Origin of the sequence: Streptacidiphilus sp. MAP5-3 (genome assembly GCF_041262505.1) — a bacterium.
Lineage (GTDB): Bacteria > Actinomycetota > Actinomycetes > Streptomycetales > Streptomycetaceae > Streptacidiphilus.
The window spans coordinates 115,830-135,538 of sequence record NZ_JBGCCL010000015.1; the positions used below are offsets into that span (position 1 = coordinate 115,830).

At 70.6% G+C, this 19,709-nt stretch carries 19 protein-coding genes; 11 read left to right on the top strand and 8 right to left on the bottom strand.

Annotated features, from left to right (window positions below; translation table 11 throughout):
* Window positions 1-183: 183 nt before the first annotated feature.
* Complete coding sequence (locus ABH928_RS22465) at window positions 184-2,478, bottom strand: ATP-binding domain-containing protein (protein ID WP_370069245.1); 2,295 nt, start codon at window positions 2,476-2,478, stop codon at window positions 184-186.
* Window positions 2,479-2,770: 292 nt separating this feature from the next.
* Between ABH928_RS22465 and ABH928_RS22470 the strand changes: the two genes are divergently transcribed.
* Window positions 2,771-3,190 carry a GNAT family N-acetyltransferase gene (locus tag ABH928_RS22470; protein WP_370069355.1) on the top strand — a complete coding sequence of 140 codons (420 nt, stop codon included), beginning with the start codon at window positions 2,771-2,773 and terminating at the stop codon, window positions 3,188-3,190.
* Here ABH928_RS22470 and ABH928_RS22475 read toward each other — a convergent pair.
* Window positions 3,144-3,902 (bottom strand): SDR family NAD(P)-dependent oxidoreductase, encoded by a 759-nt coding sequence (locus ABH928_RS22475; protein WP_370069247.1) that lies wholly within the window; start codon window positions 3,900-3,902, stop codon window positions 3,144-3,146. The genes ABH928_RS22470 and ABH928_RS22475 overlap by 47 nt on opposite strands.
* A 129-nt stretch (window positions 3,903-4,031) precedes the next feature.
* On the opposite strand from ABH928_RS22475, the gene ABH928_RS22480 reads away from it, so the two are divergent.
* The 5 genes from ABH928_RS22480 (at window position 4,032) to ABH928_RS22500 (ending at window position 7,828) form a co-directional block, all read left to right on the top strand.
* Entirely contained in the window at window positions 4,032-4,538 is a 507-nt protein-coding gene (locus tag ABH928_RS22480; RefSeq protein ID WP_370069249.1) for a MarR family winged helix-turn-helix transcriptional regulator, read from the top strand.
* 103 nt (window positions 4,539-4,641) lie between these two features.
* The gene (locus tag ABH928_RS22485) at window positions 4,642-5,076 is read left to right on the top strand and encodes an ArsR/SmtB family transcription factor (protein WP_370069251.1); all 435 of its coding nucleotides are present in this window, start codon (window positions 4,642-4,644) and stop codon (window positions 5,074-5,076) included.
* Window positions 5,073-5,564: an SRPBCC family protein gene (locus ABH928_RS22490; RefSeq protein ID WP_370069253.1), complete on the top strand. Its 492-nt coding sequence runs from the start codon at window positions 5,073-5,075 to the stop codon at window positions 5,562-5,564. Before ABH928_RS22485 ends, ABH928_RS22490 begins: the two co-directional genes overlap by 4 nt.
* A 187-nt stretch (window positions 5,565-5,751) precedes the next feature.
* On the top strand, window positions 5,752-6,798 hold the full coding sequence (locus ABH928_RS22495; RefSeq protein WP_370069255.1) for an SMP-30/gluconolactonase/LRE family protein: 1,047 nt from the start codon (window positions 5,752-5,754) through the stop codon (window positions 6,796-6,798).
* A 106-nt stretch (window positions 6,799-6,904) separates the two neighbouring features.
* The gene (locus ABH928_RS22500) at window positions 6,905-7,828 is read left to right on the top strand and encodes an ABC transporter permease (RefSeq protein WP_370069257.1); all 924 of its coding nucleotides are present in this window, start codon (window positions 6,905-6,907) and stop codon (window positions 7,826-7,828) included.
* Window positions 7,829-7,860: 32 nt separating this feature from the next.
* Here the strand turns inward: ABH928_RS22500 and ABH928_RS22505 are convergent, their stop codons facing one another.
* Complete coding sequence (locus ABH928_RS22505) at window positions 7,861-8,448, bottom strand: TetR/AcrR family transcriptional regulator (protein ID WP_370069259.1); 588 nt, start codon at window positions 8,446-8,448, stop codon at window positions 7,861-7,863.
* A gap of 171 nt (window positions 8,449-8,619) precedes the next feature.
* On the opposite strand from ABH928_RS22505, the gene ABH928_RS22510 reads away from it, so the two are divergent.
* The 4 genes from ABH928_RS22510 (at window position 8,620) to ABH928_RS22525 (ending at window position 11,504) form a co-directional block, all read left to right on the top strand.
* Window positions 8,620-9,051 carry a nuclear transport factor 2 family protein gene (locus tag ABH928_RS22510; protein WP_370069261.1) on the top strand — a complete coding sequence of 144 codons (432 nt, stop codon included), beginning with the start codon at window positions 8,620-8,622 and terminating at the stop codon, window positions 9,049-9,051.
* A gap of 64 nt (window positions 9,052-9,115) precedes the next feature.
* The gene (locus ABH928_RS22515) at window positions 9,116-9,943 is read left to right on the top strand and encodes an exodeoxyribonuclease III (protein WP_370069263.1); all 828 of its coding nucleotides are present in this window, start codon (window positions 9,116-9,118) and stop codon (window positions 9,941-9,943) included.
* 67 nt (window positions 9,944-10,010) lie between these two features.
* Window positions 10,011-10,577 (top strand): tetratricopeptide repeat protein, encoded by a 567-nt coding sequence (locus ABH928_RS22520; RefSeq protein ID WP_370069265.1) that lies wholly within the window; start codon window positions 10,011-10,013, stop codon window positions 10,575-10,577.
* A 42-nt stretch (window positions 10,578-10,619) separates the two neighbouring features.
* Entirely contained in the window at window positions 10,620-11,504 is an 885-nt protein-coding gene (locus tag ABH928_RS22525) for a sterol desaturase family protein (RefSeq protein ID WP_370069267.1), read from the top strand.
* A gap of 3 nt (window positions 11,505-11,507) precedes the next feature.
* Here the strand turns inward: ABH928_RS22525 and ABH928_RS22530 are convergent, their stop codons facing one another.
* From ABH928_RS22530 to ABH928_RS22545, 4 genes are read right to left on the bottom strand one after another with little or no spacing between them, the layout of a single operon-like run.
* Window positions 11,508-12,776: an amidohydrolase family protein gene (locus tag ABH928_RS22530; RefSeq protein WP_370069269.1), complete on the bottom strand. Its 1,269-nt coding sequence runs from the start codon at window positions 12,774-12,776 to the stop codon at window positions 11,508-11,510.
* Window positions 12,773-14,101 carry an amidohydrolase family protein gene (locus ABH928_RS22535; protein ID WP_370069271.1) on the bottom strand — a complete coding sequence of 443 codons (1,329 nt, stop codon included), beginning with the start codon at window positions 14,099-14,101 and terminating at the stop codon, window positions 12,773-12,775. The genes ABH928_RS22530 and ABH928_RS22535 overlap by 4 nt, the downstream gene beginning before the upstream one ends.
* A gap of 23 nt (window positions 14,102-14,124) precedes the next feature.
* A complete protein-coding gene (locus ABH928_RS22540; RefSeq protein WP_370069273.1) occupies window positions 14,125-15,015 on the bottom strand; it encodes an SDR family NAD(P)-dependent oxidoreductase in 891 nt (296 codons plus the stop codon).
* The gene (locus ABH928_RS22545; RefSeq protein ID WP_370069275.1) at window positions 15,016-15,843 is read right to left on the bottom strand and encodes an acetoacetate decarboxylase family protein; all 828 of its coding nucleotides are present in this window, start codon (window positions 15,841-15,843) and stop codon (window positions 15,016-15,018) included.
* A gap of 322 nt (window positions 15,844-16,165) precedes the next feature.
* Between ABH928_RS22545 and ABH928_RS22550 the strand changes: the two genes are divergently transcribed.
* Window positions 16,166-19,108: a penicillin acylase family protein gene (locus ABH928_RS22550; RefSeq protein ID WP_370069277.1), complete on the top strand. Its 2,943-nt coding sequence runs from the start codon at window positions 16,166-16,168 to the stop codon at window positions 19,106-19,108.
* Window positions 19,109-19,138: 30 nt separating this feature from the next.
* On the opposite strand, the gene ABH928_RS22555 is transcribed toward ABH928_RS22550, so the two are convergent.
* Window positions 19,139-19,696, bottom strand: coding sequence for a DinB family protein (locus tag ABH928_RS22555; protein WP_370069279.1), 558 nt, complete (start codon window positions 19,694-19,696; stop codon window positions 19,139-19,141).
* Window positions 19,697-19,709: the final 13 nt, after the last annotated feature.

Consider the following 19,709-nt stretch of genomic DNA (forward strand, 5'->3'; position numbering starts at 1 on the left):
TCCGCGTCCTCGAACGGGTCTTGCCGCGCCCGGACTCACCACGATCATGATCGGTGGTCGCGAACTCCGGGTCACTGCACTGTTTCCCGCTCATGAATACCTTGCACACGTGACGACCTTTCACAGGCGGCGTCCGCGCCCACGCCGCGTCCGCGCCCACGCCGCGTCCGCGCCGACGCCGTGTCAGACCGTCGCCTCCGCCAGGGCTGGTGCGAGGGCGTGCGGAAGCTGCTCGGCATGAACGACGGCGAGTCGCTGCGTGGCGCGGGTCAGAGCCACGTACAGCTCGTTCGCCCCGAAGCCGCCCGGCTCGACCACGACCACTGCGTCGAACTCCAGCCCCTTGGCCTGCCCCGGAGTCAGCAGCACCACCGGCTGCGTCAGGTCCGGTGTCACCTCCAGCGATCCGGTCGCCGCCGACGCCGTGGGCAACTCCGCGAGCAGCGCGGCATGGTGCTCGGGCGTGGCGATCACCGCGAGGCGGCGCTCGGCGCCGGTCAGCGCCCGCTGCTCCGCCGCGACCACCCGCGCCACGGCCGAGGGCAGCGCCGCCGCGTCGGCGACATGCTCCGCGCGCGGCGGCACACCCGTGGACCGGACCGAGCGTGGCGGCGTGTACCCCGGGTCCGTCGCCTGCGGGATCCGCGCGGCCACGTCCATGATCTCCGCCGGGGTGCGGTAGTTGACGTCCAGCACGACCCGCTGCCACCGGTCCCCGACGTGCGGCGTCAGCGCCGCGTCCCAACTGCCGCACCCACCCGGCTCGGAGGTCTGCGCCGGGTCGCCGACCAGGGTCATCGACCGGGTGGGGCAGCGCCGCATCAGCAACCGCCACAGCATCGGCGACAGTTCCTGCGCCTCGTCGACGATGATGTGCCCGAACGCCCAGGTCCGGTCCGCCGCCGCGCGCTCCGCCGCGCTGCGGTGGTCCCGCTCCTCCTGCCGGTCGGCCAGCCGCTCCGCGTCGATCAGGTCGTGCGCGGCCAGCACCTCGGAGTCATCCTCGTCCTTGTCCTCGAACTCCTGCGTCCGCGAGCCGTAGGAGAGGTCGAGCACGCCCTGCGCGTATGCGATCTCCTCCTGTCGCCGCGCCTCCTCGGCGGCACGCCGCGCCGAGAAGTCGTCGCCCAGCAGCTCCGCCGCCTCGTCCAGCAGCGCGACGTCGGCCGGCGTCCAGTCGGGCTCCTGCGGCGGGATGGAAGCGGTCGGGTCCGGCCGCCGGATCGCCGCGGCTTCTCGCTGCGGGAGGTGGGTGGGATCGCTGAGGTAGTCCGCGACCAGCTGTTCCGGCGTCAGCAGCGGCCACAGCTCGTCGATCGCGGCATGCAAGGCGGAGCTGGTGGCGACGGCCTTGCCGAGCTGCGCCTGGTCGTCGGGCCCGAGCAGGTTCGGCCCGCCGTAGGGGTCCGTGCCGATCCGCTCGACGATCTGTGCGGTGAGCTGGTCGATCACGGAGAAGGCGAAGTGCGGCCGGGCCAGGTTGTGCGGCAGCTGCGCTGCCCGGGCACGCTCGCGCGCGACGGCGGCGATCTCGCGGTCCAGGAGCAGCACGCCGTCCTCGTGCTCGATCACCAACGCGGCCGACTCGGGCAGCCGTTGCAGGTCCCGCAGGTGCGCGGCGAGGGCGTCGGCCATCCCCGCACCGCCCTTGACGGCCGCGGCCGGCGGCGTGTCCGTCCCCGTCGCGACCACGCCCGGGTAGAGCTCGGCCGGTGTCGCCAGCAGGACTCCGGTCTCGCCGAGCGACGGAAGGACTTGCCCGATGTAGCTGAGGAAGGCGGCGTTCGGCCCGACGATCAGCACGGCCCGGCGGGCGAGCAACTCGCGCTGTGCGTAGAGGAGATACGCCGCGCGGTGCAGCGCCACAGCCGTCTTGCCGGTGCCCGGACCACCCTCGACGACCATGACACCCTGGTGCGGCGCGCGGATGATCCTGTCCTGGTCGGACTGGATGGTCTGCACGATGTCGTGCATCCGCCCGGTACGGGCCGCGTCCAGCGCGGACAGCAGCACCGCGTCGGCATCGGAGCCCTCGTACCCCGTGCGTTCGGTGTCCTCCAGGTCGAGGATCTCGTCGTGCAGCGCGGTCACCTGGTTGCGGTGCGTCGTGATGTGCCGCCTGCGGCGCAGCCCCATCGGCGTGTGCCCGGTGGCGAGGTAGAAGGGCCTCGCCATGTCGGCCCGCCAGTCGACGACCAGCGGTGTCCGCTCGGCGTCGTCCGCGCGGATCCCGATCCGCCCGATGTGGTGGTCACCCCCGTCCCGGAACACCAGCCGGCCGAAGCACAACCCCTCCTCGCCGGACGCGAGCGCCGCCAACAGCCCCGACTGCTCGGCCACCATCACATCCCGCTCCAGCCGCGACTGCGCGGAGATCACGTCCTGCCGAAGCGCGGCGCTGACGGCCTGCCCGGCCGCCGTCTCGAGCGCGACGACGCGCGCCCGGAGCAGGTCGAGGAAATCCTGCTCTCGGCCCATTTCTTCGTTCGGCGCGTTTGACAATTCTGCTCCCGCTCGGATATAGTGAAGCTGTAATGATCCGTGGGCATTGCTTTGCGAGTACGCTTGGCGATTGCGACACGGATTTTCTAATATACGAGCCTTTTGCCGGGATGCCAAGCATCCCGGTTTTTGTTTGTGCGGCTGCGCCGGGTGTTGGGCGGTAGGGAGTGCCTTAAGTCGGGTCTGAGCTGGGGTTTTTCACTCCTGGGGTTACCGCTGGGGTTTGGGTTGGGGCTGGTGCGGTGTCACCGTTTGTATCGACGCCTCGATGTTCGGGGGCGGGTGTGAAGACGGAGATGGCGTCCATAGGTGGAGTGATTCCCTGAAGTCCCAGGGTTCGTCTTCCGGCTCGGATACGCTGACCACCGCCAGACTCCTGCTCCGGCCGCCGACCGAGGCGGACATCGAGCCTTTGTCGGAGATGAACACCGTCCCCGACGTCATGCGCTACATCGGCGACGGTTCAATCGGGCCGGTGGACCGCGAAGCCACGGCCGGGATCGTCGCGCGGGCGCGGCCGGGCTGGGCGGAGAACGGCTACGGCATGCTGTCGGTGATCACCTGCGACGTCGGTGAGTACGCCGGCTGGGGGCAGTCCGTCGTGGTCCACGCGATTACCCGCGAGGAGCACCTCGCACGGCTCACGCCAGGACCGAGCCTCCCGCCACGTCCAGCACCACGCCGCTGATCCACGACGCCGACTCCGCCGCGAGGAAGAGCGCGGCCTGAGCGACGTCCTCCGGGGTGCCCAGGCGGCGGACCGGATGGGCGTCGACCATGGTGCGCTGAATCTCGGCGGGTATCTGGCGCTGGTTGCGCTCCGTCAGGATCGTTTCCGGGGCGATGCAGTTGACCCGTACGCCGTGCGGGCCGGCCTGCGTGGCGAGGGACCGGGTGAGCAACTCGACACCCGCTTTGGCCGCTGCATAGGCGGCGGGGGAGTGCGGCGTCGGACGACGGGCGGCTGCGGACGACAGAGTGACGATGCTGCCGTGGCCGCGCTCCTTCATGCCCGGAAGGAAGCTCTTGACGGTGAGAAAGGTGCTGGTGAGGTTGGCGTCGATGCTGGCGCGCCAGCCCTCTTCGCTGATCAGCTCGATCGGGCCGGGCGGCACGGGGTTGCCGCCGGCGTTGGTGACGAGGACGTCGACGGGGCCGAACTCGGCCTCCACTCGGGCGCGCAGGGCCTCGATCTCGTCGAACCGGGTCAGATCGGCGGGCACGGCCAGCACCTCGGCTCCGGTGGCGGCGAGTTTGGCATGGACGGCTTCGAGCGCCTCGACGTCGCGTCCGTGGACGACCACGCGTGCACCCTCGGCGGCGAAGCGTTCGGCAATGGCTGCCCCGATGCCCCGGGAGCTTCCGGTGACCAGGGCGATGCGGTTCTGCAGTGCGTTCACGGTTCCCTCACGGTCTCTCGGTGTTGCTGGCTCTTGAGGTCCCTTTCGCTGCCTTCTCCGGCAAACATAGACCTCTCATGCTTCGAAGTCAAAGGGTTCGGCGTCTATGCATCCTGCTAGGCTCGCGCCATGGAGAGCCTGCAACCGTCTCAGTCGACGCCGCCGATGCACACGCCCACCGGGCTCCAGCTGGGGCAGGCGGCCCGAGTGGTGAGCCGGGCGTTCGACGACGCGTTGGAGCGGGCCGGGGGATCGCTGCCGGTGTGGCTGATCCTCCTCAACCTCAAGATCCGACGTCCGGGCACCCAGCGTGAGCTGGCCCAGGCGGTCGGGTTGCGCGAGGCCACGCTCACCCACCACCTCAATGCGCTCGACAAGCGGGGACTGATCTCCCGTCATCGCGATCCGGACAACCGCCGCATCCACGTCGTCAGTCTCACGGAGGAGGGCGAGGCGGCGTTCCTGCGGATGCGCGAGGTGGCCACGGCCTTCGACGAGCGGCTCAACGACGGTCTGACGGATCTGGAGCGCGGCCTGCTAGCCGATCTCCTCCGCCGCCTCACGGCCAATGTCGAGGGCGAGGGCGAGGGCGCGGGTGAGGGGGTGGGCGAGGTCGAGGGTCCGTCGGAGTCCTGAGCGCAGCCTCGGGCATCTTTCTCAACCAATCGGTTGACAAACTCGGGGAGCGGCGTAGCGTTGTTCTCAACCAATCGGTTGAGAAGGCGCCTGGAGGACAGTGGTGGCCGACGATCAGCTCTCCCGGGCGTTCACCGCGCTCGCCGATCCGACCAGACGGGACATAGTGGCCCGGCTGTCCCTCGGTGACGCCACACCCGGCCAGCTGGCCGAGCCGTTCGCGATGTCACTTCAGGCGGTCTCCAAGCATGTGAAGGTGCTGGAGGAGGCCGGGCTGATCAGCCGGAGCCGCGACGCGCAGCGCCGCCCATGTCATCTGGAGACGGCTGTGCTCGCGGAGATGACTGCCTGGGTCGACCGCTACCGGCGCAACGCCGAGGAGCGGTTCCACCGCCTGGACGCCGTCCTCGCCGCCATGGACGTCGAGGCCCCGACGCCGACGCACCGCCCGGCACAGCCACAGCGTGCGGAGCAGGCACGACGTACAGAGCGGAAAGCCCGAACGGATCCGTACGACGAAGGAGTTGCATTGCCATGACGACGCGACCGGTTCCTCAGACCGTGATCGAGGCCGACCCCGAGGTGCCGACCATCCGCATCACCCGTGAGTTCGACGCGCCGCGGTCCCGGGTCTTCCGGGCCTGGATCGAGCCCGAGCTGGTCGGTCAGTGGCTCGGCCCCAAGGACCTCACCACCAAGTTCGACTCCTGGGACCTGCGCACCGGCGGCAGCTACCGCTACCGCCAACTGCGCGACGGTCAGGAGGTCGCGTCCTTCTACGGGTCGTTCCATGAGGTCCGGCCCGAGACGCGCATCGTCCAGACCTTCACCTACGAGGGCGTTCCGGACGGGGTCACCCTCGGTACGGCGACTTTCGAGGACCTCGGTGACGACCGCACCCGCGTCACCATCCTCTCCGTTGCGGACTCCTTCGCCGCCCGGGACGGCATCCTGGCCAGCGGAATGGAGCGCGGAGTGGTCGAGGGATACGAACGCCTCGACACGGTGCTGTCCACGTTGAGCTGAAGGATGCCCGACCGCCCCGCGACGGCGGGTATCGGGCGGAGCAGGATCGCGGTGCGTGAGGGGCTGGTCGCATATGCCGCCTGACCTGCGGTGGTTCCGTACCGGCTCGCCGCGCGGCATGATGAGGCCTCAGCAGCGCGCGTGCCGTGGAGCCGGGTGCTGAGACTCTGGCAGGGGGTTCGCCGCCATGGCCCATCGGCCGCCGATCCGTCCCGAGGTGTGGACGCCGCCGCGTCGGAGCGGGCGGGCGCGGGCGTGGAAGCACCAGCGGTCGCTGCCCCCGGTCGACCTGATCCCGTTGTCCGGGCTGGGACCGGAGGACGTCGTGGTCGACGTCCAGGGCCGGGTGCTCTGCGGCGTCGCCGACGGGCGGCTGCTCCGGCTCAGCCCGGACGGGCGCGAGGCGGTGACGCTCGCCGACATCGCCCCCGGCCGCCCGGCCGGTCTCGAGGCGCTGCCGGACGGGCGGGTCCTCGTCTGCGACGCCCGCGGCGGACGGCTGCTTCGCGTGGACCCGGACAAGGGAACCGTCGAGACGCTGGCCGACCGGATCGGCGGCGTCCCGCTGAAGCTGGTCAGCAACGTGGTCTGCGCCGCCGACGGGACCGTCTACTTCACCGAGTCCAGTCGCCGCTTCGTCATCGACAACTGGCGTGGTGACCTGCTGGAACACTCCGGCACCGGTCGCCTGCTGCGGCTGCGTGCCTCTGGCGGAAAAGGGCACGGCAAGGGGCACGGCGAGCCGGAAGTGCTGTTGGACGGGCTGCAGTTCGCCAACGGGCTGGCGTTCGGTCCGGACGAGTCGTACCTGGCCGTCGCCGAGACCGGTGCGTACCGGGTGTCGCGGTACTGGCTCACCGGAGAGCGGGCGGGCACGCGGGACACCCTGATCGACCTCCCCGGATTCCCGGACAACCTCGGCGCGGGCACCCACGGGCTGCTCTGGATCGCGATGGTCGCGCCGCGCGACCCCCTGCTGGACACGCTGCACCGCATGCATCCGGCGGCGCGTCAGGCGCTCTGGCGCGTTCCGGACGCGCTGCTGCCGGGGCCCAAGTCCACCGTCTGGGTGATGGCCGTCGACACGTCCGGACGAGTGGTCCACGACCTTCAGGGGCCGACCCCGGCCTTCCGCGCCGTCACCGGCGTGGCGGAGCACGACGGCCGCCTCTATCTCGGCTCGCTGACCGAGCCGTCGATCGCCACCCTCGACCTGGCCCACGTGCGGCTCTGACGCGCGTGCGGTGCTGACCGACGTCCGCGCTGACCCACGTGCGGCGCTGACCCACGTACGGCTCTTGTGCCGGGCGACCTCACGTGACGCGTGAGAACGTCGGGGGGTGAGCGAAGGAGTCGTCAGCGCGACGCTCGACGCGGACAGTCCGGGCGACCCCGACGCGGGGCTGACCCCGGGCGAGCTCGCCGCGAAGTACGGTCTGGCGCTGAGCGGAAAGCGTCCGCCGCTGGTCGAGTACAGCAGGCAGCTGTGGTCACGCCGCCACTTCGTGCTGGCCTTCGCCACGGCTCGGCTGACGGCCGCCTACACCTCGGCGCGGCTGGGCCAGATCTGGCAGGTGATGACGCCGCTGCTCAACGCGGCCGTCTACTACCTGGTCTTCGGCATGCTGCTGCATACCAACCGCGGCATCCAGAACTACATCGCCTATCTCTGCACCGGCATCTTCACCTTCCAGTTCACCCAGTCGGCGGTGCTGGCCGGGACGCGGGCGATCTCGGGGAACCTGGGGCTGATCCGGGCGCTGCAGTTCCCCCGGGCCTGCCTGCCGCTGGCGCTGACCATCGTTCAGCTCCAGGAGCTGGTGGTCTCGATGGTCGTGCTGGCGTTCATCATCCTTTCCACGGGCGAGCCGCTGACCCTGAAGTGGCTGCTGGTCCTGCCGGTCCTGGTGCTGCAGACGGTCTTCAACGCGGGGCTGGCGATGCTGCTGGCGCGCTGGGGTTCCAAGACGACGGATCTCTCCCAGCTCATGCCGTTCGTGATCCGTACGTGGATGTACATGTCCGGCGTCTTCTGGAGCGTCCAGACCGTCGGCGCGCACCTCCCGCAGGCGGTGCGGACCCTGCTCAACGTCAACCCCGCGCTGGTCTTCAACGAGCTGATGCGCTACGCGCTGATGGACTCCGTCCAGGCCAGCAGCCTGACCCGCCACATCTGGCTGCTCGCCCTCGGCTGGGCGCTCGTCGCAGGCGTGGTGGGGTACGTGCACTTCTGGCGCGCGGAGGAGGAGTACGGGCGGGGATGACGACGGGTGGGCATGACGACGCGTCGGCATGACTACGGGCGCGGAGCGGTCCGTAGGCCGTCGTAGATGACCTGTCTGGCGAGACCGCTGTGCCCCGCACGGGAGCGCTCCGCGGCGACCGCGCCGATGACGAGGGCGTGCAGGTCGGAGAGGTCGATGTCGGTGCGGACCGTATCCGCCGCCTGCGCGCGCCGGAGCAGGTCGGTGAGCACCGCGCGCAGGTCGGCAGCCACGGCGAGGGTGGACTGCTGCAGGTCGACCCCGGCGCCGGTGAGCGCGTCGGCGAGGTCCATCTTGCTGCCCGCGTCGGTCACCATCACGTCCAGGAAGCGGAAGAAAGCCTGCTCGGTCGCGGCAGCGTCACCCGCTTCCGGGAGCGACGCCAGCGCTTCGCGCCCCACGGCAGTCAACGACTCGATCCGGTCGGAGACGACGGCTTCGAAGAGGGCCTCCTTCGTGGGGAAGTGCCGGTACACCGTGCCTGCGCCGACTCCCGCCCTGCGGGCGATCTCGTCCAACGGCACGGCCAGGCCCTCGGCGGCGAAGACCTCGTTCGCCGCGGCCAGCACTTTGGCGCGGTTGCGGCGTGCGTCGGCGCGCAGCGGGCGGCTCTCGGCCATGGGGGCTCCTGTTCCGTGCCGCGCCCGTCCGGAACTTCCGTGGACAAGCGGGGCGTGCGTTCCGTAAAGTCGAAGCGGGGCGGTCGTTCCGATTCTACGACCCAGCCCTGGTTCCGTCTGCCGTGCGCGCGTCCTACCCGTACGTGCGCCCGTCCCACAGGGGAGAGATCCATGTCGAACCAGCACCGCACCGCCCGCGAGACCGTCGAACTGCTGCTGCGTACGACGGTCGAGGGGAGCCGTGACGACCTCGCCGACCTCTACGCGCCGGACGTCGTCGTGGAGATGCCGTTCGTCCGGCCGGGTTTCCCCTGGCGGACGGAGGGGAGTGAGACGCTGCGCAGCCGAATGAAGGCCGTCGAGGGTCTGTGGAGCTACGACGCGGTCGACGTCGTGGCGCTGCACGAGACCGTCGATCCGGAGGTCGTTATCGCGGAGTTCCGTGTCCACGGCCGCACGAGCGCCGACGGCACGGAGTTCACGCTGGGCTTCGTCAACGTGATCCGGGTGGTGGACGGTCTGGTCGTCTCCTCGCGCGACTACGGGAACCCGCTGGAGGGCGAGTTCCTGGCGTCGCTGCTGCCGCAGGCGATGCAGATGTAGTCGCCCGGCGCGGGGATGGGGCCGCTTCGGCGGCGCTGTCGGTGGCGGACGGTAGGTTGTGGCCATGACCGTTCGTATCGCCACGTGGAACATCAACTCCGTCAACGCCCGGCTGGAGAAGCTGCTGGAGTGGCTCCGTTCGGCGCAGCCGGACGTCGTCTGCCTGCAGGAGCTGAAGTGCGCCACCGACGCCTTCCCCTACGACGCCGTCGCCGAGCTGGGCTACGAGACCGCCGCGCACGGCACGGGCCGGTGGAACGGCGTGGCGATCCTCTCCAAGATCGGCATCGAGGACGTGGTCCGCGACCTGCCGGGCCAGCCGGGTTACCTCGACCCGGCCGCCGCCGCGGAGGATTCGCTGATCCCGGCCGAGCCGGAGGTCGAGGCGCGGGCCGTCGCCGCCACCTGCGGGCCGGTCCGGGTCTGGTCGGTCTACGTGCCGAACGGTCGCGAGGTCGACCACCCCCACTACGCCTACAAGCTGCGCTGGCTCGGCGCACTGCGCGACGCGGTGGTCGCCGACGCGGCGGGTGACCGGCCGTTCGCCGTGCTCGGCGACTACAACATCGCGCCGACCGACGCGGACGTCTGGGACATCGCCAAGTTCGACGGCGCCACGCACGTGACGGCCGCGGAGCGTGCCGCGCTGACGGACCTGCAGGACGTCGGTCTGGCGGACGTGTTCCCGCGCGCGCTCAAGTACGACCACCCGTACACCTACTGGGACTACCGTCAGCTGAGCTTCCCCAAGAACTTCGGGATAAGGATCGACCTGGTCTACGGCAACAAGCCGTTCGTCGGGGCGGTCAGCGACTCCTACGTCGACCGCGAGGCGCGGAAGGGCAAGGGCACCTCGGACCACGCCCCGGTCGTGGTGGACCTGTCGCTCTGACCCTGACACTGGCTGCCCCGGCCACCGCGTTCGCCTTGCCCGGTCCGGCTGTGTCAGGCTTCCGGGCATGACCGACAAGATCCACATGGGTGCGCTCGACGTCAACGACTGGGAGCGCCGGAGCAACGAGGCGTGGGCCGAGATCGACGGCTACTACGCGCGCGAGGCCGAGGCGGAGTTCCGGGAACGGATCGACAGGCTGGCCGACGAACTGCCCGCCGGCGATCCGGTCGCGTCGTTCGAGCGGGCCTGCGCCTGGGACTCGACCGGCCACTCGGACAAGGCCGTACCGCTCTACCGGGAGTCGCTGGAGCGTGGCCTGGCCGGGATGCGGCGGCGTCGGGCGGTGGTGCAGATGTCGAGCTCGCTGCGGAACATCGGCCGTGTCGACGAGGCTATCGAGTGGCTGACCGCCGAACAGGAGAACCACGACCCGGACGCGGCCGTGCTGAAGGACGCCGTCGCCGCGACGCTCGCGCTCTGCCTGGTGGAGGTGGGCCGGGGCCGTGAAGCGGTGTCCCTGGCCGTCGGCGCGCTGGCGCCTCATCTGCCGCGCTACCAGCGGTCCATGGCGAACTACGCCCGGCTGCTGGTCGAGGGCGACGACGGCACGGCGTCGGATACCGACCGGTAACGACCTCTGGTCAGCGCAGGTCGGCGCCCCTACGCTGCCCGCATGCCGAATCTGCCCGATCCCGTGCTGTGGTCCATACCCGCGTTCCTGCTGCTGACGATCATCGAGATCGTCTCCTTCCTGGTCCGTCCGGACGAGGACGAGCAGGGGTACGCGACCAGGGACACCGCGACCAGCATCAGCATGGGACTGGGCAGTCTCCTCACCAACCTGCTCTGGAAGATCCCGGCCTTCGCGCTGTACACCCTCGTCTACGCGCTGACGCCGTTGCGGATCGGCGTCCACTGGTGGACGACGGTGCCGCTGATGCTGCCGGCGCAGGACTTCTGCTACTACTGGTCGCACCGCAGCCAGCACCGGGTTCGGCTGCTCTGGGCGCAGCACGTGGTGCACCACTCCAGCCGGCACTACAACCTGTCGACGGCGTTGCGGCAGCCGTGGACCGACCTCACCTTCGGCGTCTTCTACCTGCCGATGATCGCGCTCGGCATCTCGCCCGTGGCGGTGGCGTTCTGTTCCTCGGTCAGCCTGGTCTACCAGTTCTGGATCCACACCGAGCGGATCGGCAAGCTCGGGAGGCCGGTCGAGCTGCTGTTCAACACGCCCTCGCACCACCGGGTCCACCACGCGTCCCAGGGCGGCTATCTGGACCGGAACTTCGGCGGCATCCTGATCGTCTGGGACCGGCTCTTCGGGTCGTTCACCGAGGAGGCCGATCAGCCGGTCTACGGGCTGACCAAGAACATCACGACATTCAACCCGCTGCGGGTGGCGACGCACGAGTACCTCTCGATCGGCCAGGACCTCGCCGTCGCCCGGGGCTGGCGCGAGCGCCTCGGCTACCTGTTCCGCGGGCCGGGCTGGCGGCCGGCCGACAGCGCCACCGAAGCGCTCGTACCGGCCGCCGCCCTGCTGCCGACGGACTGAACATCACCACACCCGCACGGACGAACCCTTGGCGAAGGCCGGGCTGGTCGCGCCCGGCGGGATCTCGGTCAGCGGGCGGGCGACCTCACAGGCCAGCGGGCCGACCTTGGCGGCGAGCGCGTCCAGCGCCGGGAGGTCGAAGCCGTAGACGCGGGCGGCGTTGCCGCCGACCATCGCCGCGACCTCGTCGTGCGGCACGCCCGCGAAGGCGACGCGCAGCGCTTCCGTCGTGTACGGGTAGGTGCCCTCGTCGTGGGGGAAGTCGCTGCCCCACATGATCTTGTCGAGGCCGATCCGGTCGCGCATCGGGACCTCGTGGGCCCGCATGAAACTCGCGCCGACATAGCAGTTGCGCTCCCACGCGGTGCGCGGGCCGTCGCCCATCAGCTCGGCCAGTCCCGCGCCGAACTTGGACTCCGCCGTGGCCGCCCGGGTGGAGGCGCCGACCAGCCGCCGGTGGTAGTACTCCAGCATGTCCAGCACGCCGGGGATCCAGCCGGAGCCCTGCTCGGTGAGCACCAGCCGGAGCTGCGGATGCCGGTGGAACACCCCGGCGAAGGCGAGATGCCACAGCGCCCGGTGCGAGAACCAGGTGGTCTCCACCATGAAGACGGCCCGCGCCGCCGGCTCCTCGCGCAGCTCCGGACTGGCCGAGCCCGCATGGTGGTTGACCGGGACGCCCAGCTCGGCGCAGACCGCCCAGAGCGGCTCGTAGACGTCCGACCAGAGCTCCGGTACCGGCGAGCCCGGCGGCACGCCCGGCAGCAGCAGACCGCCCGACAGGCCGGCAGCGTGGCAGCGTCGTACCTCGTCGACGGCCTCGTCGACGTCGTTCAGCAGGATCTGGAAGGTCCCCGCCCGGCGGCCCGGTGCCTGGGCGCAGAAGTCCGCCATCCAGCGGTTGTGGGCCTGCAGTCCGGCCCAGCGCAGGTCGAACTCCTCGGCGGTGGGCTGGACGGCGCTCAGCGAGGCGCTGGGGAAGAACGGCGGGACGGTGTTGGGGAAGACCACCTCGGCGACGATGCCGTCCTGCTCCAGCTCGGCGAGCCGGCGGTCGGAGTCCCAGTTGCGGGCGGCCTCGGGGGCCATCAGGTCGGTGAACGGGTTGACGTAGCGCGCGGCCCAGGCGTCGAACTCCTCGTGGAGCGCACCGGGCAGGTAGGGACGATAGTCGAGCAGGTCCGCGCCCGCGTGGCAGTCGGCGGAGACGACGGTGTAGCGCTCGGGGCCTGGTACGGGCGATTCGGGTCCTTGCTCCGACGACGCCGTCACAGCGTCCTCCCCTCCGTCGGGGCGGTCGTGCCGAGGAACGGGAAGTCGTGGCCGGTCAGCCAGTGCCGGCCGACCGCCTTGGCCGGAGCCCAGGCGGCCTCGGCGGCGGACTGGTCCTCGGGCTGGCCGAGTTCGGCCGGGGCCGGGCCGATCCGGCGGGCGATCGGGGCCAGTTTCGCCGTGTCGAAGCCGAAGATCTCCGCGCAGCTGCCGCCCAGCATCCGTCGGGTCTCGGCGATCGGGATGTCGTGGAAGGTGGTGCGCATCCACTGCCGGGTGTTCGGCCAGGTGCCCTCGGGGTGCGGGAAGTCGCTGCCCCAGCAGATGTTGTCCACGCCGATCTCGTAGCGGTGGGCCAGTTCGCGGCGCTTGGTGTTGGTGGCGGCGATGAAGCAGTTGCGGTCGACGTAGGCGCTCGGGGCCATGGTCAGCTCGGAGAACGGCGAGAGCTTCTTGCCGCCGTGCGCGCCCAGGTAGAGCCGGTCCATGAACCAGAGCAGGTTGGGCAGCCACCAGCAGCCGGACTCCGCGACGCCGAACCGGAGCCCGGGGAACCGCTCGAAGACGCCCGACCAGAGCAGGAACCAGAGCGGCCGGGACGGCCAGAAGGTCACCTCGGTGACGTAGATGCCCAGATGGTCGCCGTACTCGTGGCGCGGCGCCGCGCCGGAGTGGGTGACCACCGGCATCCGCAGCTCCTCGCAGACGGCCCAGACCGGGTCGTAACGCCGGTCGTGGTAGGGCGCCTGGTCCACCCACATGGCCGGGATCATCACCGCGCCCAGCCCGTCGGCGTGGGCGCGGCGGACTTCGGCCACGACCGTGTCCGGGTCGCCGGTGATCGGCAACAGCGCCACGCCGCAACGGCGTTCGGGGCTGCCGCCGGCGCGGACGAACTCGGCGAGCCAGCGGTTGTGGGCGCGGGCCCCGGCCATGCCGAGTACCGGGTCCTGGTCGCCGCTCAGGCCGAGACCGACGCCGAACGGCGCGGCGGTGCGCGAGTCGACGGCGTCCGCGTCCGGGAACACCACCTCGCCCGCGACGCCGTCGCCGTCCAGCTCCTTGTCGCGCTGGACGGCGTCCCAGCCGCCGCGCAGACCCTCCTCGTGGTCCTCGAACCACTTCTGCGCGAAGGCCTCGTTTCGGACGCCCAGCCGGGTCGCCTCCTCGCGGCGCGCCTCCGCCTGGGCGAGGAACTCGTCGAAGGCGCGGTGGTGGGCCGTCTCCAGGTACGGGCGGTACTCCTCGGTCGGCAGCCCGGCATGGCAGTCCGAGGAGATGATCAGATAGGGGTCGTCGTACGGATACGGGTCGTCGTAGGTCACGCTTCCTCCGCTTCAGCGAGCTGTCAGTCGTCGCCGAGGACGAACTTCTCCAGGTAGGCCGGGTTGCTGCGGTCGAGCATCGACTGCGAGCGGGCCCGGATCTGACGGTCGCTGTGCTCGCTCGGCGGCAGCATCCAGAACCGGTCCGCGCGGATTCCGTCCACGACGGTGGCGGCCACGTCCTCGACGGGCGTGAACTCGATCGTCTGCCCCGCGGCTTCCATCGCAGCCTCCCACTGGGCCAGGCTGCGGTACGGGGTCTTCCGCGGGCGCTGCTTGGCGTAGCGGTCGGGGCGGTTGCGGTGCGATTCCCACAGTCCGGTGCGCAGCATGTGCGGGCCGGGGAAGAGTACGGACGCGCCGATCGGCGCTCCCTCGGCGCGCAGGTGCGCGTAGAGCGACTCGGTCATGGTGACCACGGCCGACTTGGTCACCGCGTAGACGGACGCGGTCGGCAGCGGTGCGATGCCGCCGTCGCCGGAGGAGGTGTTGACGACGTGTCCGGCCTCGCCGCCCGCGAGCATGCGCGGCACGAAGGCCTGGACGCCGTGGAAGACGCCCCAGATGTTGACGGCGAAGGCCCACTTCCAGTCGTTGGGCTCGTGCTCCCACATCCGGCCCTCGGCGCCGGAGCCGACGCCCGCGTTGTTGCAGAGCACATGGACCGCGCCGAACGCCCGGTACGCGGTCTCGGCCAGCGCCTCGACGCTGTCGCGTTCGGAGACGTCGGTGAGCTGCCCGAACGCCTCCGCGCCCTGTTCGCGCAGTCCGGCCACGGCTTTGTCCAGCGCGGCCTCCTCGACGTCGGCGAGCACGACGCGCAGGCCCTCGGCGGCGAAGCGCTGCGCCATCGCCAGCCCGATGCCGCTCGCCGCGCCGGTGACGACAGCGACCTGACCCGGTGTCAGCTCCATTCAGACCTCCTCAGTCGTGGCTGGGGGCGGGGCGGCCGCAGGCGGCGTGACCGAGTCGAGCACCTGCGCCGGGTCGTCGTAGCGCTGGTGGACGAAGGGCAGCAGCGCCTGCGGGCTGACCCGTTCGACGACGCGTCCGCGCTGGTCGGAGGTCTTCTCGCCGAGGGTGATCTCCAGCAGCCGCCGCACCGGCAGGTCGGCGACCGGGTCGAAGGCGGACTCGCGCAGGATCACCTCCCCGTCGACGGCCTCCAGCCTGCGGACGCGCTCGGTGCGGGTGCAGTGGACCAGCACCGGGTCCAGGTCGAAGCCGTCGCCGTCGACGGCGGGCAGGAACTTGAAGTAGAAGTCGACCTTCTCGGTCTCCTTCGGGAGCGGCAGCGCGCCGGTGACCCGGCCGCGTACCTCGACGAAGTCGACGCCGTGGCGGCCGAGTCGGGCGACGACCGCCTCGCCGTCGCGCGCGACGCTCACCTCGCCCAGCTTCTTCGGCTCGCCGAAGACCTCCCGGCCGCCGGTCAGCGCGCGCTCGGTGGTCATCGGCATCACCAGCGGGTACCAGCCGCTTTGCGCGCCGTGCTGTGCGGCGACGGCGAACGACCCGGCGCCGAGCGGCGAGCCGAAGATGTCCACCTGGCTGATGTTGACCCGGACCAGCGGCCGCTCGCCGGGTTTGAGCGGCGCGGGCAGCACCTGCGCCACCACGTCGGGGTCCGTCTCCCAGACGGCCACCACACCGGTGGACCAGATGTCGGGGAGGACGGACCGGGCGTCCCGTGCTGCCTGAATCTCAACCTCGGTGCGCGGGCCGTAACGAACGCGTGCCATGGCGTGCCGTCCCTTCGCTGGGTTCCGCTCGGCGAGTTCAGCACCTCGGCGAGCTCTGTAACGGTGTTACTCCGAACCGCGCGAAGGGGGAAGGGTCACGACGGCGTAACTGTTCGCTCCGCCACATCCCGGCGAGAGTGGGTCATTTGACCAAGTCGGAGGCTGTTTCGGCGGCGGAGCGGGCCGGCTCCCTGGCATGAGCAGGAAAAAATGCTGCTGTCCGACACCTTCCTGACCGGTCAGTAACTGACCTACTGTCAGGGCCACTCGACCAGCTTGATCACCCGGATCAGCTGGGCTCACGCAAGGGAAGGGAGCGGACATGCGGCGATTCCTCCTGCGGTCCCGACCCGTCGCCGCGGTGGCCGTACTGGTCACCGCGGTGGCGCTGGCGTTGCCGTCCGGAGCGGTGGCCAGAACGGCCGGGGCTGAAGGCACGGCGCCGAACACGGCCCAGCGCACCTCGGCGGCCACGGTCCCGTACGACTACTGCGGCGGGCAGTGCAACGACATCCTGCCGCCGGGAGAGAACGGCAACGCGACGCTGCTGGACATCATCGGCAACCGCGCGTTCGGCACCAGACCCGCTCATACGGACGACCAACTCGCTCCCTACGCCGCGCTGGTGGACGACTACACCGGACTCACCGACGCGGACCTCGGCAGCTACTTCAACGACTCGTCCTTCGGCGTCCCGCCGGGTCAGGTCGACAGCAGCATCAAGCCGCGCACCGACGTCACCATCGTCCGGGACAAGTCGACCGGCACGCCGCACATATACGGGACCACGCGCTACGGCACCGAGTACGGCGCGGGTTACGCCGCAGCGCAGGACCGGCTGTGGGTGATGGACCTGTTCCGGCACGTCGGACGCGGGGAGTTGAGCAGCTTCGCCGGTGGCGCGCTCGCCAACCGGCAGCTGGAGCAGAGCTTCTGGCAGGCCGCCCCCTACACCGAGAGCGAACTGCAGCAGCAGATCGACGCCGTGGCCAACCAGGGCCCGCGCGGCAAGCAGGCGCTGGCCGACGCGCAGGCGTACGTCGACGGGATCAACGCGTACATCACCAAGGCCTACAACTCCCGTACCTTTCCCGGCGAGTACGACCTGACCGGGCAGGTCAACGCGATCACCAACCAGGGTGCGATCCAGCCGTTCAAGCTGACCGATCTCGTGGCGCTGTCCTCGGTGATCGGCGCGCTGTTCGGCTCGGGCGGCGGAAACCAGATCCAGTCCGCGCTGGTCAAGGAGGCCGCCGACGCCAAGTACGGGGCCACGGAGGGCGACCAGGTCTGGAACTCGTTCCGTGAGCGCGAGGCGTCGAGCGCGGTGACCACGCTGCACGACGGCCAGAGCTACAACTACGGCCAGGATCCGCCGAAGCCGCAGGGTGTCGCGATGCCGGACCCGGGCTCGGTGACCCCGCAGCAGCTCGTCTTCGACCCGACGGGATCGGCGGCGTCGAGCTCGGGTACGAGCGCGGCCACCACGGCGGCGAAGGCCGCGGTCAAGAGCGAGGACAAGGCGCAGGCGGCCAAGGCGCCCGCGCGACTGCGGCCGCTGGCCGGGGTGTTCGACCAGGGCGTGGTGCCCGGCAACCTGCTCACCGCCAAGCACGGCATGTCCAACGCCCTTGTCGTCTCCGGCAAGTACACCGACGACGGACACCCGGTCGCCGTCTTCGGCCCGCAGACCGGCTACTTCGCGCCGCAGCTGCTGATGCTGGAGGAGATCCAGGGTCCGGGGATCAGCGCCCGTGGCGCGTCCTTCGCCGGGCTCAGCTTCTACGTGGAGCTCGGCCGTGGCCAGGACTACTCCTGGAGCGCCACCAGCGCCGGACAGGACATCACCGATACCTACGCGGTCAAGCTCTGCAACACGAACGGCACGCCCGCCACCAAGGACTCGATGGCGTACCTGGACAACGGCGTCTGCACGCCGATGACCCCGCTGGAGCGCGACGACTCCTGGAGTCCGACCCTCGCCGACAGCACGCCCGCCGGCTCGTACAAGCTCATCATGTACCGGACCGCGTACGGCCTGGTCGCCTCGCGGGCGACGGTGCAGGGCGTCCCGGTCGCGTACACCTCGCTGCGCTCGACGTACATGCACGAGGCCGACTCGATCATCGGCTTCCAGATGCTCAACGACCCGGGCGCGGTGGACTCACCGCAGACCTTCCAACAGGCGGCGCAGCACATCGACTTCACCTTCAACTGGTTCTACGTCGACGACGCGCACACGGCCTACTACAACTCCGGCCTGAACCCGGTGCGTCCGGCGACCGTCGCGGCCGACCTGCCCACCTGGGGCACGCCACAGTACGCCTGGACGGACTTCGACCCGGCCGCGTACACCGCCGCCTACACCCCGCCCGTGCAGCACCCGCAGAGCGTCGACCAGGACTACTACGTCTCCTGGAACAACAAGCAGGCCACCGGCTACGCCTCCGCCAACTTCGGTGACGGGCCGGTCCACCGGGCCAACCTGCTCGACAGCCGGGTGCGGGCGCTCGTCGCGGGGGCCGAGCAGGGCAAGAAGATCACCCGCGCCACGCTGACCCAGGCGATGGAGAACGCGGCCGTGACCGACCTGCGCGGTGAGGACGTGCTGCCCGAGCTGCTGGCCGTCATCAACAGCGCGCCGGTCACCGACCCCGCCCAGAAGGCCCTGGTCGCGCAGCTGCAGGCATGGCTGGCGGGCGGCGCGCAGCGCAGGGAGACGTCGGCCGGCAGCCACACCTACGCGGACGCCTCCACGATCCAGACCTTCGACGCCTGGTGGCCGCTGTTCGTACAGGCGGAGTTCCAACCCGACATGGGCCAGGACCTGTTCAACGCGATGATCGGCGCACTGCAGATCAACGAGTCGCCCTCGGGCGGCCAGACCGGCCCGTCCGACGGTCCGTCGGACGCCAGCCAGTCGATCCCGCACAAGGGTTCGTCGTTCCAGTTCGGCTGGTGGTCCTACGTCGACCTGGACCTGCGCACGGTCCTGGGCCAGCACCCGGCCGACCCGCTCGCCCGCCCGTACTGCGGCGGCGGCGACCTGGCCCAGTGCCGGCAGCTGCTGCTGATGACCCTTCAGCAGGCGGCGGCCGAACCGGCCTCCCAGGTCTACCCCGCCGACAGCACCTGCGCGGCGGGCGACCAGTGGTGCGCCGACTCCATCGTCCAGCGCCCGCTGGGCGGCGTCACCGACCCCAACATGAACTGGCAGAACCGCCCGACCTACCAGCAGGTGGTGCAGTACACCTCGCACCGCTGACGCATAGTCAGGTGGTGTGAGCAGTAGGGATCAGCGCAGTCCGTGGAGGTAGAGGTCGCGCAGCACGGCCACTTCGGCGCCGTGGTGCGCGACCTCGTCCAGGGCGTGCAGGGCGAGCGCGAGGTAGCTGTCCGCGCCGTAGGGGTCCGCGATCGGTCCCATCGGCTCGACCAGCCTCGCGTCGCCCGTCGCGGCGACCCGGGCCCGGAACCGGCCCCAGTCCTCGGCCAGCAGGGCGATGCCCTCGGCAGCCGTGCCGGGCCAGTCCCGGCTGTCGTCCGCCGGAACGACCAACCCGCCCTTGAAGTACCGGTCGTAGCCGCGCAGGCAGTCCGCGCCGATGTGCCAGATCCGCCAGGCGATGGTGCTGAACGGCGCGGGCGTGGCGTCCCGCCCCGGTCGCGGATCCGCGCGGAAGCGGCCCCCGTCGTCGGAGGGACGGACGGTCAGGCAGTCGGGGACGGGCTGCCACAGGTACTCCGCGTCGCTCAGCCCGTCGAGGCGGGCGAGGATGCGATCCCGCGCCTCGTCCAGGGTCATCAGCACATCGCGGGTGATCGGGCCTTGGGGGATAGGGCCTTGTGTCATTTCCCGAGACTAG